The organism is Methanosarcina flavescens, assembly GCF_001304615.2.
Lineage (GTDB): Archaea > Halobacteriota > Methanosarcinia > Methanosarcinales > Methanosarcinaceae > Methanosarcina > Methanosarcina flavescens.
On record NZ_CP032683.1, the window covers coordinates 1,091,490 to 1,104,701 of the forward strand.

Genomic DNA, 13,212 nt, shown 5'->3' on the forward strand with positions numbered 1-13,212 from the left:
ACCTCCTTATTCCGAAAAGGCTTGTAATTCCTTTCTTTCCTTAATCCCGTAGTTTACAGTTATCTCTGATAAAAGTACAGCTAAAAAACGGTACTTTTGGATAAAACACCTCATATATCTGGTTTAATTAGTAAAAAAGGAAAAATAGTTCTTGATTAAATAGTAGATTTAAGAGAACTCCATTACATTGATTTAATAAATTCCTCGTCAAACTATCAATTTTTTAATAAGATGACTTTTAGTATTATCTGGCTGGATTCTTTTTTTCAGCAGACTTAGTATAAGTGAGAAATAGATTTTAAAAAAGTTACTTTTAAACTTTAGAGAGGTATAAGTAGTTCTGTAAAAGTACTTGCTGAAGAGACAGCGAGAAAATTCCAGTTAAAATAGATTGAGTAGAAGAAATAGAAAATAAGCACTTTTTATGGTGCTTGTTTCCTTACTTAGAACCGTACAGTCTTGTCGCAAATAAGCTGATTAGTTTTTAGATCAATAATTTTTATATTGACAATGCTACCGCGTATAACTTCCTTGAGATAAGGTCCCTCACCATCCGCATTATTATCCTCTTCAATTAATCTAAGGTCTTTGACATCACCAACACTTAAAACGCCAAGATCTGCCTTAATGGTACTGGAATCAAGTTTTTTAGAGTCTTTACCATCAACAGATACCATAATTTTTGTAGTTCCGTCGGTTTTGAAATTAATCGAGTCTCCACCAAGGTGTTCGATTTTTACACTTGCTGCTGTATCTGCCCCATTACCACCATCAACGTAGATATCACCTGCTCGAATGTCGAGATTTGCTTGCGGTGCGGATCGTGCAGTACCCTGTCCAAACACTGTAGATCCTATTGCGGCGGCGAGGATGACGGTTATTGCAACCATCAGGACGACGCCGATAACCGGGGAAACTGCTTTGTTACTTATAAACAATTTCTTGAAATCCATATGTTACTTCCTCCGGGTTAAAAGTATCCGGCAGGCTTTTCTGCCCGAATACTTTTAACAATTTAACTGCATAAGCATACTATATACAACTTTTTAAACTGTGTATTTTCTTTATTCTTCATTTCTATATAACTTTTTCTGGATTATTAGAAGGTTGTCCTTGCCTGATGGTGAACTTTTTTCAGCAAATGACGTAAATTGAAACAATTTCCAAAAAGGGATTTAATCCTTTATATTTTACAGATCAGTAATGAAAAGACCCAGTAAAAAGAAAACTGAATATAAGAAAGAAGAAAAACACCATGTCAGGTGCCTAAATTTTAGAACCTTACATCCTTATCACAAATGAGCTGGTTGGTTTGTTTATCAATAATTTTGATATTGATAATATCACCAGAAGCCACAGATGCAGTAGAATCACCAGAGTTATCTACAATCGGGTCTTTTGGATTGTTATTTGAATCAGCATCTCTCAGTTTAAGTTTCTTGATATCACCGATACTAATTGTGCCAAGATCATCAGCTGCAACCGTTTGAGAGTTCCCACCATTAACAGATGCCACAACTTTTGATTTATCAAAATTAATTGGATCTCCACCAAGGTGCTCTATTTTTATGGATGCTAGGTTTGGGTCTTGTTCAGTATTAATTCCAGCTGCTTGAATGTTAAGATTCGCCTGCGGTGCAGGTTGTGCAGTTCCCTGTCCAAACACTGAAGATCCTATTGCGGCGGCAAGGATGACGGTTATTGCAACCATCAGGACGACACCGATAACCGGGGAAACTGCTTTGTTATTCATAAACAATTTCTTGAAATCCATATGTTTCTCCCTCCTGGTTAAAATTATTCGGACAGGAAAACCTGCCGGATACTTTTAAAACCTGAAATGTAATTGAACTTTTTTTAAATTTTTAACTTCAAGTATTCTTATTTCACACTATCTATATAAATTTTCTCGTTAGGTACTGAAAGGTAATTTCTGTCAACTAACCCCTCTTTCAATCAAAAAGTTTATTTGCACTTGAATTACATTGAAAATTTTCTTACAGTCAGGTTAATATTCTATTAGAAACATTTTTGAAAGTTAGTCTCGAATTTAGAAGGTGATCTCATAGTGGAGGGTAAAAAATGCAGGGCAATTGGCAAGGACTGTCAGGCAGTTTCAGAAGTGTATGGGCAGCTGTTTATGATAGGTATAATCGTTCTATCCTTTTCCACAATAGCCCTGACTGTTTTTTCAGACGGGGGAGCTGTAGACCCCCCACATACGCCAAGAACGGATCTGCTCGAGGAAATCGATACAGGTAACAATAAACTATACATCACACACAGCGGAGGGGAAGCTATTGATCTTGATGATATCAAGATAATCGTGGCTGCTGACAGGCAGCAGTATGAATTCAGCAAGTCCGACTTTAAAGATCCAGAGGGAAATGAACTCGATGACGTTTTCATTCTCGGGGACTGCATAGTGATTAGTGATGAGAACATCAAGAGCGGGATCGATATAGATATGCTTCTTGTGCACACGCCCTCCCAGCAGGTGATCCAGCGAACAGTGCTCCAGCGAGGTCCGGGAAAACTCCCAGACTGGATAACTCCTTACCCATACGGAAGTGTTTATGACAGTACTTCAGGCTGGTCATCCATGGAGCTTGTTAGCGAAATTAATGATGGACTTTCTATAACTACGGTTGCAAACTCAGGACAGACTTTTCATACCTATTCATTTGGGCTAGATGCTGATGAGATGGGTATTTCAGGCTTTTCAAAAATTCAGTTAAAAATAATTTACCAGACAGGTGATGACAGTTTTGATGAGCTAAAACTGGAAATATCTACTGACGGATATAACTGGCAACAAATAGATTCCAGAAAAGAAGGTAACCTGAAAGAACATGATGATTTTGAGGCTTGCAAAGCAGAGAACGAGATTTATACTCTCTATGATCCAACTAATAATGTAAACTACATAAAAAATACCGACGAACTTGAGGAACTTATGATCAGGTTTTCAGTTTTTGAAAATGAAGAAAGTGGAAAAGAGTTCTCGGTTGATTTCGTAGGAATCCATATAGAGTAACTCATTACAGGCCTGGATGCTGAAGCAAGGGGGACAAAAGGTGAAGAAAAAAAATCAAAGTAAGGAAAAGCCCGAAAAAAAGCCTTTTTTCCATTCGGAAACTGCAACATCAACTGTTATTGGGGTAGTATTACTTCTGGGGATTATATTTTCGGTATTCGCCATTATACGGATAGGATACGTCCCGGAGTGGAAAAATGATGCTGAGTACTCTCATATGAACGATGTATACGAGGACATGGCAGACCTCAAATCGAAAATCGATATGATGACAGTTGTCCTGGCTTCAAATCCAGATTCCTCATATATTAGTTCTTCGAATCCGGGCTCCTCTGCTCTTCAGCCTATTATGACTGTACCTATCCATATGGGCGGGGGAGAGATCCCATTTGTAGGCTCCATAAAATCGAGCGGAAGTCTTGCTATAAACAAAGACAGCTGCACAATGGGTATAGTAGTAAAAGAACCTTCAGGCACTGAAGCATATGTCAAATCTCTTAATTTCGGCACCATCACTTACAATTCTCAAAACAGATATTACGTTAATCAGAATTTCAGTTATGAATGTGGAGCCTTGATCCTTGATCAGGGAAAGCAGTCAGTTATGACGCTCTACCCTTCTATACGATTTTCGAGAACCCCAACCAACGAGTATGATGTTTCAATAAATGCTATAAGAATATTTCAGAAGCCTTACGTCCCTCCCCAGGTAATTTCCTCAAACAAGGAATGTTCTCTACGCCTTACAGGTCTCGATTACAGATCCCTCTACGACAGCGATAAGGTTGGAGATGTAAACCAATTCGTACTGACTATCAGCACAACTCATCCCGAAGCCTGGGAACAATATTTTAAAGGTTTGCTCGAGGATGCAGATATAGAATCAGAGGATTATGACCTAACACTATCTGAAAAAAATGGAGAGAATTTCGTAAGCTTGACCTTCCCTTCCTTCCCTTCAGAATCAAGCTCAACGCGCTTGAACAGGGTGTGCCTGAGTGAAACTGTAATTAAAGCAGAACCTGGGATTGGCTTGAGTTAAAATGGATAAATGAGAAGACAGGGGAAATCTAAGGATAGAGTAGTAAATCAGATAAAAAGGTTCGATAATGATTCCGAATGCCTCCTTTATAGGAAAAGAGACCAGAGAAACCAATCAGGGGATGTTCTCCCGCTTTTTAAAATCTGAGTCAGCTGCTGCAACAATTATCCTGGCAGTACTGCTTTTAGGGCTCGTATTTACAATGGTTTCAATAGTCAGGCTTGAATATGTTCCTGAATGGAAATGTGCAGCAGAGCAGGATCATATGTATGAGATTTGGAATGACTTTCAGGAATTAAAAATAAGGATCGATATGCTTTCCAGGCTTATGGAGTCAAGCAGCTATCCTGCAAACGATTTCTCAATAACTGTGCCTTTCCGTATGGGGAAAGGAGATATCCCTGTTTTCGAGCCTTCGAGGTCAGATGGCAAACTTGAGGTAAATAAAGAAAGGTGTGTAATGATCATAACCCTGTATAATTCCACTAATGAGGTAATGAAATTTTACAATTTCAGCTGCGGTGGAATTACCTGCTACTTGCAGAATAAGCAGTATCCTGACCAGTTTTTCAGGTATGAAAACGGAGCCCTGATTCTTTCAGATGGTGCAAGTTCTGTAATGAGACAGCCGCCGATATTCACCATAGAAAATGAAACAATAGATGGCAGTAATAGTAATAGTAATAGTTATACCGTCAATATTCGTGCAGTTCAGCTTTCAGGTAAAGCCGATTCTGTTTCCTCAAATACCATTACTCCCCTTGAATTAACAGGACTGAGTAGCAACCAAGTATACGATAGCAGTGAAAATGAAAACACGAATCTCAAAGCCTTTAATTTGACAATTGCCACAAAATATCCCGATGCCTGGATCTCTTATCTCAACGAAACTGCAAAAAACGCAGGACTTAAGTATGACACGGACTATGAAATTGAAAAACGAGACCCCGATTGTGTATATTTTAAATTTATACACACCGATGACAAAAATCTCGATAGACTCTGTATAAATGAATCTGTTATCGAGGCAGCTCTGAGAGTTGGTGGAAGCAGCTTGAGCAGTGAAGATTTCGGTTCTCAAGAGTCTGGCGAAGGTGATGATACATCTGAAAGTGAGGAGGATACATCAGAAAATGAAAATACAATGAAGTTAAACCAGTGGTATTGTTTTGAAACCGTTTCTGGTACCAATGTAGATCTATCTAAGCTGAAGGACTATGATTCAAAAAGTAACTTTTTAACACAAAAATCAGGAAAGTTAAGTGATTACTCAAGCAATAATGCATTTGAACATAATTTAAATAATCAGCTAGAATCGACATTTGGGTTTAATAGTTTTACAGAGTTTGAATCTCAACCCAATTCAGTTACAATCTTAATGGTGTACCAGTGTAATCTTAATAGTGATCCTTACATGACTTTTGCGGGCAATAAACTTGATAAAACGTTACAGAAAGGCACTGGGAACAATTGGTATTTATATAAACAAGATATCTCTGCAGCATCAATAAATGACCCATCAGATCTAAAATTTTATTTAAACATTGACAAGAAAGGTGAGGGGAAAAAGTATATAAACATCGATTATCTTGCAGTCCGCCCTAACTGATGGAAAAGAAAAAGGTATATAAGGCATATAAGTCCCATAACCGTTTGCATCGAAAACCCGGATAAGCTGGAAAGATAGATAAACATGCCTGAAAAATACACAATTTTTTACCCTGCAAAAAGAGTTCATTCCGACGGCAGGGTTGAAAATTTGGAAGTGCTACTTGCCAGGGAATGCCCGGTTAAGATCATTCTTAACAGTAATCTTTTTACAACTCTTTTTGCCTCCCCACTCGAACTGAAAGAGCTTGCAGTCGGTCACCTGATTACAGAAGGAATTCTCAGTTTCAGGGAAATTGAAAATATTGAGGTAGAAGGAGGCGAGGTTCGTATCCTTACCCGGAAGGAAAAACAGACCCCCAGCACCGAAGCAGCCGGAGAAGCCAGAAAAGAAGTACAGGTTAACAAAGAAACCATTGTCGAATCGGACTCTGTCTTTGACCCGGAAGCTATTTTTGCAGGCACAGAGCACCTTGAATCCGATACCTATAGACTTACTAGAGGGACCCATCTGGCAGCCCTGATAGATAGGAAAGGGAAACTCGCAGTTCAGATCGTCGATGTCGGAAGGCACAATGCCCTGGATAAAGCAGTAGGAGCCGCCTTTCTCAGGGGCTTCGACCTTTCGCAGCATTATCTACTTTCCACTGGCAGGCAACCTGCTTATATGGTCACAAAAGCCGCAAGGGCAGGAATTCCCCTTATCGCAACCAAAGCCATGCCCTTCGACTCAGGCGTCGAAGCCGCAAAAAAAACAAACATATGCCTTGTAGGTCAGCTAAGAAAAGAATCAATACTTATCTTTTCCAGCGAATGGCGGGTCAAACTCTAACCTTTTTCAAAAAAAGGCTGTGATCACACATTGAGTTTCTTTAAAAGCCACGCCATGTTCTGACCTAAAATTTGCATAGTTCGAATGCCTTCTTCATCTTTTTCGACGTCCCCTTCGGCAAGCCCCATCCCCATATTCCAATAGCTTGATCCAGGGATTATCATTTGGGAAATTGTAAAGAAATGGTTGATGGAATCAAAAACGTGGATCGATCCTGCCCTTCGTACTGCAACGACTGCTGCTCCTACTTTACGCCTGAACATTTCGCTGTTAGCTTTAGCAACGAAACCTGCTCTGTCAATAAGGGCTTTAAGTTCAGGAGTCAGGTCTGCAAAATAGGTGGGCGAAGCCAGAATTATCCCGTCAGCTTCGAGCATTTTCTCAATGCATTCGTTGACTATATCATTGTCAATTATACATCTATTGTCTGCGTTTTCAAAACATTTCGTACAGGCGATACAACCATGAATAGTCTTTCCTCCAACCTGTACGATTTCGGTCTCTATCCCTTCTCTTTCAAGTTCTGCAAGTACGTACTTTATAAGAGCAGCCGTATTCCCTTCCTTTCTCGGGCTTCCATTAAATGCGACAACTTTCATTTTTTCGTTCCTCCGATGTACTGCCTTTATCTCTTCCCACTCATTTTTGCAGAAAAAAATGTATGTAGAAATCCGTAAATTACTTTTCAGGATTTCTTTTCGGATTTCCCTCTCTACTCCTCTTTACCTGAACAGATTCAAGCCTGTATTTTTCGCTTTTTCCATAAGCTCTATATTATTTTTTACTTCTCCCGGGGCGTGATAGCCAACCCCTACAAGCGTATCTTTTACGTCCATGCGCATGAAATTGGAAATCTGCCCTTTGAACTCCTCATAGACCCCTTGAAAAGCTGCCGGATCAGGAGCTCCCTGAGTTCCTATAATTACGGCCTTTTTCCCGGCAGGGAGGCGGGGAGAAAAGTCAGCATTTATAAGGGAATAACAGCGGTCAAGGAAGAGCCTCATCTGACCTGAAAACTGGCCAAAATAAATCGGAGCCCCAAAGACAATGCCATCAGCTGTTTTCATTTCCTCGAACAGCCCTGTAAGATCGTCTTCAAGCTTGCACTTATCATGGCTTTTGCAATAGTCGCAGGCCTGGCAACCTTTGTAGTTCATCTCGTTGAGAATAAATGTCCGGATATCGGCACCTGCTTCTGCTGCGCCTTCCAGGACCTGCTGGATAAGAATATTTGTGTTTCCGTTCTTTCGAGGACTGCCTACAATACCTATGACTTTCATTTTCTTCATCTCTCTTATTTTTAAAACGCTTAATCTGAATTCCGCTTCCTTTGAATTTATACCGGAATAAATTTTGAGTTTATTCCGATTCCTTCTTTCTTTAATCAAACATATTTATTCGATATCTAATTCACAGCAACTATACTTATATACTATACATACAATCCGAGTACTAATTAACGAAGTGGATACTATGAGCGCATAAGGTAAAAGTAGGATACAGAAAACAAAAATTACCAATGTCCTGTAGAAGCAACCCTAGAAGCAATAGGAGGCAAATGGAAACCCATTATCCTCTGGCAGTTGAGGACAGGAGAATTGCGTTTTTCAGGGTTTCAGCAAAGTATGCAGGTATTTCACCCAAAATGCTTACAAAACAACTCAGGGAAGTTGAGGAGGACGGGCTTATTCTCAGGACGGTTCATCCTGAAATCCCACCCAGAGTTGAATATTCTCTAACTGAATTTGGCAAAACCGTACTTCCAGTGTTGGATGCTCTTTGTAAATGGGGAAATGAGTATCTTGGTAGAGAATGTACACTGGATAAACAGTAACTGCCTGACAAAAAAATTTAATAATACCTTCAAAAATGTTTATAAATTTTCAAAGTTCAATTTCTTAACTGTCGGCAGAGAGGAAAGATACTGAAAACATCGGAAATCCGAGAGATACCAGGTTAAATGTATGACGCAGAAGAACGGATATATGCGATATTTTACAAAACAAAGCTGCTACCCCAATCAGGCAGAAGCCATGGAGAGAATTCATTCGGCTATCCAGCGGAAGAAAATCGTGCTCTTTGAAGGAGCTTGCGGGACAGGCAAGACCCTAAGTGCACTTGCTCCTTCTTTGAGTGTGGGGAAAAAACTCGATAAAGTCATTATTATAGTCACAAATGTACATCAGCAGATGGTTCAGTTTATACATGAGGCAAGAGAGATCTCCCGAGTTAACGATATAAAAGCAATTGTTTTTAAGGGCAAGACTTCTATGTGCCCTGAAAACCTTGATTATGAAGAATGCAGGCTTAAAGGGGAAAATACATATGATCTCCTTGACCTTGAGAGGGAAGTCTCTTCAAAGGAAAAAGAGCTAAAAGACGCTTATGAGAAGCACAAACGAACAAAAGACCCTGCCCTTCATGCCTTGCGAAATGAGCTTGAAAAAGAACTGGAAGAGGCAAGGACAAAAGCTCAGGCTTTAAGGAACAATTCCTGCCCGAAGCTTTATGAAGTGCTGAGATTTGAAGGAAACGAATTCTCCACCTGGCTTTTTTCCGATGTAAGAAGTCCAGAAGAAGTGCTTGAATATGCAGAAGACCGCGATATGTGCGGGTATGAGTTGCTTAAAAAGGAACTTAAAAATACCGAGCTTCTAATCTGTAATTTCCATCATGTGCTCAATGCCGAAATCTTTATGACTCTACTTAAATGGCTTGAACGCGACCCTGAGGATATTATCCTGATTTTTGACGAGGCACATAATATTGAAGCGTCTGCTCGCTCCCATTCTTCAATAACACTCTCGGAACTGACTATTGAAAAAGCCCTTTCTGAAGTAGGTGAGACTCCCGAGCATGACAATTCTCCTTTTTTCAAGGCAGAAACTGGTTCAGGCATCGGCATTCCTCTTGATCAGGACTATGCAGCTCGATTATATGCGAAAAAGCTGTTTACCTGTTTTCTGACCGCCCTCAGAGATACATATGACTCGAAATTGAAATTCGGGGAAAGAAACAGGCTTGGTAAGAACTGGCAGGACATTCAGATAAGTGACCCTTATGAACGTCTTGACATCCTGAAAGCCCACTTCTTGCGAAGTGCAGTAAAAGAAGGGTTTGGGGATGAAGAAAAGGTGCTTATTCGGTTACGTGAAATTGGTGAATTCGGTGGAAGGCTGGAAGAAATATATGCTGAAAATTACAAAAAAGGGCTGCTTTCCGTCCCGAAACGTTCCCAGATACGGTATGTTGCTGATTTTCTATCTTCTTATCTTGTGCTTTCGGACAGACAGAACTATTATCCTATCCTGAACGTGCGAAGGGATCTCAAAAGTGACAGGATAACTGGCAGGATAGAGCTTTTCACATGCATCCCTAAAAACGTAACTCAGCCTTTGCTGGATTCCGTTTATGCATCAGTGCTCATGTCGGCTACACTCCAGCCCTTTGAAATGATCAAATCTACACTCGGCATCTCAAGGGAAGTGGAAGAAATTTCTTACGGCACTACCTTTCCCAGTGAAAGAAGGCTCACACTTGCGGTTTCAGTTCCTCCTCTTTTTGCAAAGAACCGGGGCAGTCCTGAAACACTTGAGAGCCTTAAAGAAGCTTTGCTTGCAGCTACTGTTGCATCAGCCGGAAACGTAATTATCTATTTTCAGAGCTATGCTGAAGCGCTCCGTTATACTAAACTCCTGGAGCCTGAGCTTTCTATCCCCATTTTCCTTGACGAGACAGGGGTTTCAGCTAAGGAAATCCGCGAAAAGTTCTTTAGAATAGGGGAGCAGGGAGGAAAAGCCTTACTTGTAACCTATCTCTGGGGAACACTAAGCGAAGGTGTTGATTTCAGGGATTCAAGAGGCAGGACAGTAATTGTGGTTGGAGTGGGATATCCGGCTTTAAACGACCGTATCAAAGCTGTCGAGTCTGCCTATGACACAGTTTTTGGTTGTGGGGAAGGCTGGGAATTTGCAGTCCAGGTGCCGACAATCAGGAAGGTCAGACAGGCAATGGGAAGAGTGGTACGCTCTCCGGAAGATTATGGGGTAAGGATTCTTCTCGATTCCCGCTATCAGGGCTCTCAGGTACGTAAACTTGGGAAATTTTCGGTTTTTGATCATTTCCCGCCTGAAAAAAGGAAAGAATTCATTGATGTCGCGCCAGGGGATGTGGGTAGTCTCGTGGAAGATTTTTTTGCCCATATAACATTAGATAATCCCGAAAAAGAGGATCTGGAATCCCGGACTTCAAGTCGGCTGGATTTTGGAAGCCTTGCAGAGAAGCTTTGAAACTTTTTGAGCAGAGAAATTTAAAATTACGCGGTTTTGGTAAAAATAGTTGCTCATTATAGTTGTTCAAGTATACCCAATTATCTGGAAACTGATATTTTTATTTAATGAGCCTATTTCAAAGCTATCTCTAGTCGGTTTGAGTTAACATCTCGGAGTAGGTAAATTAAGATCAGCAGAACTAAACAGAATACCTGCTTTTAGTCAAAATACAAATTATCTTATAAATAATGTAAAAAATTGCTCTTAAAAACAATAAACTTCTTTTCTGAAATTGAAAGCAGCTTTAAATTAGTGGACGTAGATTATTTTATTAACATTAAATCCGAATATAATTTCTAAGAATTTTGATTAAATTAGATTAAAAACAAAAAATTATGGAAAATCTTTATTATCCTTATAGACGAAACAATATACAAAAAAAGGGGATGGAAAGTTGGGTGTAGAAGACACTATTAGAGAAATTGCAAGCGAACTTGAGAAAATCGCGACTACCAAAACCGTAGTAGGAGACCCTATTACTGCTGCCGGGAAAACAATTATTCCGATTTCAAAAATTAGTATGGGTTTCGGAGCAGGCGGAGGAGAGGGGAAGAGAGACTCTGAATCCGGATACGGTGGAGGCGGGGGGGCAGGCGCGAAGATTGAGCCTGTAGCGTTCATTATGCTTTCCGAAGAAGAAGCTAGAATCTTCCGAATCTCGGAAAGAGGTGATGCTGGGTCGCTTATTAGTTCGATTCCTGACCTTGTGCCTGAAATTATGGACAAGCTTAAAGGCATGAGAGGCAAGAAAAAAGAAGAAAAGGCTGAGGAAACAATATTTAAAGAAAGGGAAGTTTCGGAAAAAGAGATTTTGGAAAAAAAAGTTCCGGAGAAAGAAGTTCCGAAAAAGGAGACCGTAGAGGAAACAGAGATTAAGATTGAAGAGGGATGCGTTCACTGAATTTCTGGAATTTAAAACCTTTTAAGGGAATTTTTCCAGGGATTGGAATTTTAAAAATCCGGGCTTCGGGATAGTCAGGGCTATCCCTTTCTCCCTAACCTGTTTAGTATGCTGGCAATCTATATTCTCCTGTTTGTTCTCCTATTGATTTTATTCATACTTATTACAGCAATAGGTTTCACCTTCAAGCTTAATGTTCTCAGTCTGGAAGAGAAGAAAGAACTCAGAGGCATATTTACTGTAAAATGGCTGCTCTTTTCCCATACTTTCTCAGTTGAGGAACCTGGAGAAAGAGAGAGCCCTCTTGAAGAGCCCGAAATACCGATAGAGGGTGCAATAATAACAGGGGAACAAGGGGAAGCTGGTCCACAGGAACCTGAAAGAGTGCGAGCCGTTACAGAAACAAAGGATAAGGTTGAGACAGGGGAAAGAAGGGAGACTGAAGAAAAAAGGCTGAAAGAGGAAAGAGTAGAAGTATATGAAGATAAAAAGGAGAAAATACGCGAGGATAAATGTAAAAGAGGTATAATTGCAAGGATAAGGGGAAAAAATGAGCCTGAAGAGGAGAAAGCCCCACAAACGGGAATGACCACCAGGGAAAAACTTCATTGGGGCTTTGAAGCGTATAAATCCTTGAAAAAACCTATGCTTCGTTTATTTTTCGATTTGTTTAAAGGGATAAAAATTAAGCGTCTGGATTCTTACATGGCTTTTGGTCTTGACGATCCGGCAGACACGGGCATACTTTGTGGATTCATACATTCTATTGCGGGATTGGTCTACAACCGATGCAGGCACTGCAGTTTTTCTATTAATCCTGTGTTTATGAATCCGATAATGGATTTTCGGGGGAGTATAGAGATTCGTGTAAGAATATATTCTCTGATTTTCCCAATGCTAAGATTTATGCTAAACCGGAAAACTTTATCTTTTACCTATTTGATTATTAAGGAAAAAGTTTGGGGGAGATGGAAGTCCAACTCCTAAGCTTTAAGAATAGGTAATGAGGATACAGATAAACATGATTAGAGTAGTGTCTCCGGCCAGACTACATCTTACCCTAATAGACCTCAATGCAGAGATAGGCAGGGTTGATGGGGGAGCAGGAATTACCCTGGAATCTCCTGGCCTGGAAATCTCTGCAGTTGAAGCTGATACTATCGAAGTCATAGGTGATCCTCTTCTCGCAGGCAGAATGCGAAAAGCCGCACAGGCTCTTCTCCCGGCAGGAAAAGGAATAAGGATCCAAATTGATGATAGCTTTCCCGATCATGTAGGGCTCGGTTCAGGGACTCAGGCCGCACTATCAGCAGCAGCAGCCGCAAACAGAATATATGGACTCGGGAAAAGCGTCCGGGAACTTGCAGTTGCGGTAGGTAGGGGCGGTACTTCCGGAATCGGAGTCGCAGCTTTTGAGAACGGCGGTTTTATTCTGGATGGGGGGCACAAATTCAAAGGTGA

The 13,212-nt window shown here is 40.4% G+C and carries 11 protein-coding genes and 3 pseudogenes; 9 read left to right on the forward strand and 5 right to left on the reverse strand.

Translation table 11 applies throughout. The annotated features are described in order from the left end of the window. Nucleotides 1–6: 6 nt before the first annotated feature. The 3 genes and pseudogenes from AOB57_RS04930 to AOB57_RS04940 all read right to left on the reverse strand — a co-directional run. Nucleotides 7–120, reverse strand: a pseudogene (locus AOB57_RS04930) (IS5/IS1182 family transposase); the annotation flags it as partial. Between the two features lie 323 nt (nt 121–443). Continuing rightward, nucleotides 444–938, reverse strand: a complete 495-nt coding sequence (locus tag AOB57_RS04935; RefSeq protein ID WP_226999647.1) for a type IV pilin — start codon at nt 936–938, stop codon at nt 444–446. A 335-nt stretch (nt 939–1,273) separates the two neighbouring features. Next, nucleotides 1,274–1,774 carry a type IV pilin gene (locus tag AOB57_RS04940; RefSeq protein WP_054298393.1) on the reverse strand — a complete coding sequence of 167 codons (501 nt, stop codon included), beginning with the start codon at nt 1,772–1,774 and terminating at the stop codon, nt 1,274–1,276. 294 nt (nt 1,775–2,068) lie between these two features. On the opposite strand from AOB57_RS04940, the gene AOB57_RS04945 reads away from it, so the two are divergent. The 4 genes from AOB57_RS04945 (at nt 2,069) to fdhD (ending at nt 6,519) form a co-directional block, all read left to right on the forward strand. Continuing rightward, nucleotides 2,069–3,037, forward strand: coding sequence for a type IV pilin N-terminal domain-containing protein (locus tag AOB57_RS04945; RefSeq protein WP_054298394.1), 969 nt, complete (start codon nt 2,069–2,071; stop codon nt 3,035–3,037). A gap of 40 nt (nt 3,038–3,077) precedes the next feature. Continuing rightward, nucleotides 3,078–4,079, forward strand: a complete 1,002-nt coding sequence (locus tag AOB57_RS04950) for a hypothetical protein (RefSeq protein ID WP_226999648.1) — start codon at nt 3,078–3,080, stop codon at nt 4,077–4,079. A 67-nt stretch (nt 4,080–4,146) separates the two neighbouring features. Next, a complete protein-coding gene (locus AOB57_RS04955; RefSeq protein WP_054298395.1) occupies nt 4,147–5,688 on the forward strand; it encodes a hypothetical protein in 1,542 nt (513 codons plus the stop codon). A gap of 84 nt (nt 5,689–5,772) precedes the next feature. Then, nucleotides 5,773–6,519, forward strand: a complete 747-nt coding sequence (fdhD, locus tag AOB57_RS04960) for a formate dehydrogenase accessory sulfurtransferase FdhD (RefSeq protein ID WP_054298396.1) — start codon at nt 5,773–5,775, stop codon at nt 6,517–6,519. Between the two features lie 23 nt (nt 6,520–6,542). Here fdhD and AOB57_RS04965 read toward each other — a convergent pair whose 3' ends face one another. Beyond that, nucleotides 6,543–7,118, reverse strand: coding sequence for a flavodoxin family protein (locus AOB57_RS04965; protein WP_054298397.1), 576 nt, complete (start codon nt 7,116–7,118; stop codon nt 6,543–6,545). 123 nt (nt 7,119–7,241) lie between these two features. Further along, entirely contained in the window at nt 7,242–7,808 is a 567-nt protein-coding gene (locus tag AOB57_RS04970; protein WP_226999649.1) for a flavodoxin family protein, read from the reverse strand. A 309-nt stretch (nt 7,809–8,117) separates the two neighbouring features. Between AOB57_RS04970 and AOB57_RS04975 the strand changes: the two are divergent. The 5 genes and pseudogenes from AOB57_RS04975 to AOB57_RS04995 all read left to right on the forward strand — a co-directional run. Next, nucleotides 8,118–8,353 (forward strand): annotated as a pseudogene (locus AOB57_RS04975) (winged helix-turn-helix transcriptional regulator). 130 nt (nt 8,354–8,483) lie between these two features. Further along, complete coding sequence (locus tag AOB57_RS04980; protein WP_054298398.1) at nt 8,484–10,808, forward strand: ATP-dependent DNA helicase; 2,325 nt, start codon at nt 8,484–8,486, stop codon at nt 10,806–10,808. A gap of 436 nt (nt 10,809–11,244) precedes the next feature. Beyond that, nucleotides 11,245–11,751 (forward strand): GerW family sporulation protein, encoded by a 507-nt coding sequence (locus tag AOB57_RS04985; RefSeq protein ID WP_054298399.1) that lies wholly within the window; start codon nt 11,245–11,247, stop codon nt 11,749–11,751. Between the two features lie 108 nt (nt 11,752–11,859). Further along, nucleotides 11,860–12,738 carry a DUF2953 domain-containing protein gene (locus AOB57_RS04990; protein ID WP_054298400.1) on the forward strand — a complete coding sequence of 293 codons (879 nt, stop codon included), beginning with the start codon at nt 11,860–11,862 and terminating at the stop codon, nt 12,736–12,738. 34 nt (nt 12,739–12,772) lie between these two features. Then, a pseudogene (locus AOB57_RS04995) lies at nt 12,773–13,204 on the forward strand (beta-ribofuranosylaminobenzene 5'-phosphate synthase family protein); the annotation flags it as partial. Nucleotides 13,205–13,212 lie beyond the last annotated feature (8 nt).

Excerpts from the sequence above, each read along its gene's own strand:
- AOB57_RS04965 (WP_054298397.1), bottom strand. The coding sequence starts at position 7,118 with ATGAAAGTTGTCGCATTTAATGGAAGCCCGAGAAAGGAAGGGAATACG.
- AOB57_RS04940 (WP_054298393.1), bottom strand. The coding sequence starts at position 1,774 with ATGGATTTCAAGAAATTGTTTATGAATAACAAAGCAGTTTCCCCGGTT.
- AOB57_RS04980 (WP_054298398.1), top strand. The coding sequence starts at position 8,484 with ATGACGCAGAAGAACGGATATATGCGATATTTTACAAAACAAAGCTGC.
- AOB57_RS04955 (WP_054298395.1), top strand. The coding sequence starts at position 4,147 with ATGATTCCGAATGCCTCCTTTATAGGAAAAGAGACCAGAGAAACCAAT.
- fdhD (WP_054298396.1), top strand. The coding sequence starts at position 5,773 with ATGCCTGAAAAATACACAATTTTTTACCCTGCAAAAAGAGTTCATTCC.
- AOB57_RS04970 (WP_226999649.1), bottom strand. The coding sequence starts at position 7,808 with ATGAAGAAAATGAAAGTCATAGGTATTGTAGGCAGTCCTCGAAAGAAC.
- AOB57_RS04990 (WP_054298400.1), top strand. The coding sequence starts at position 11,860 with ATGCTGGCAATCTATATTCTCCTGTTTGTTCTCCTATTGATTTTATTC.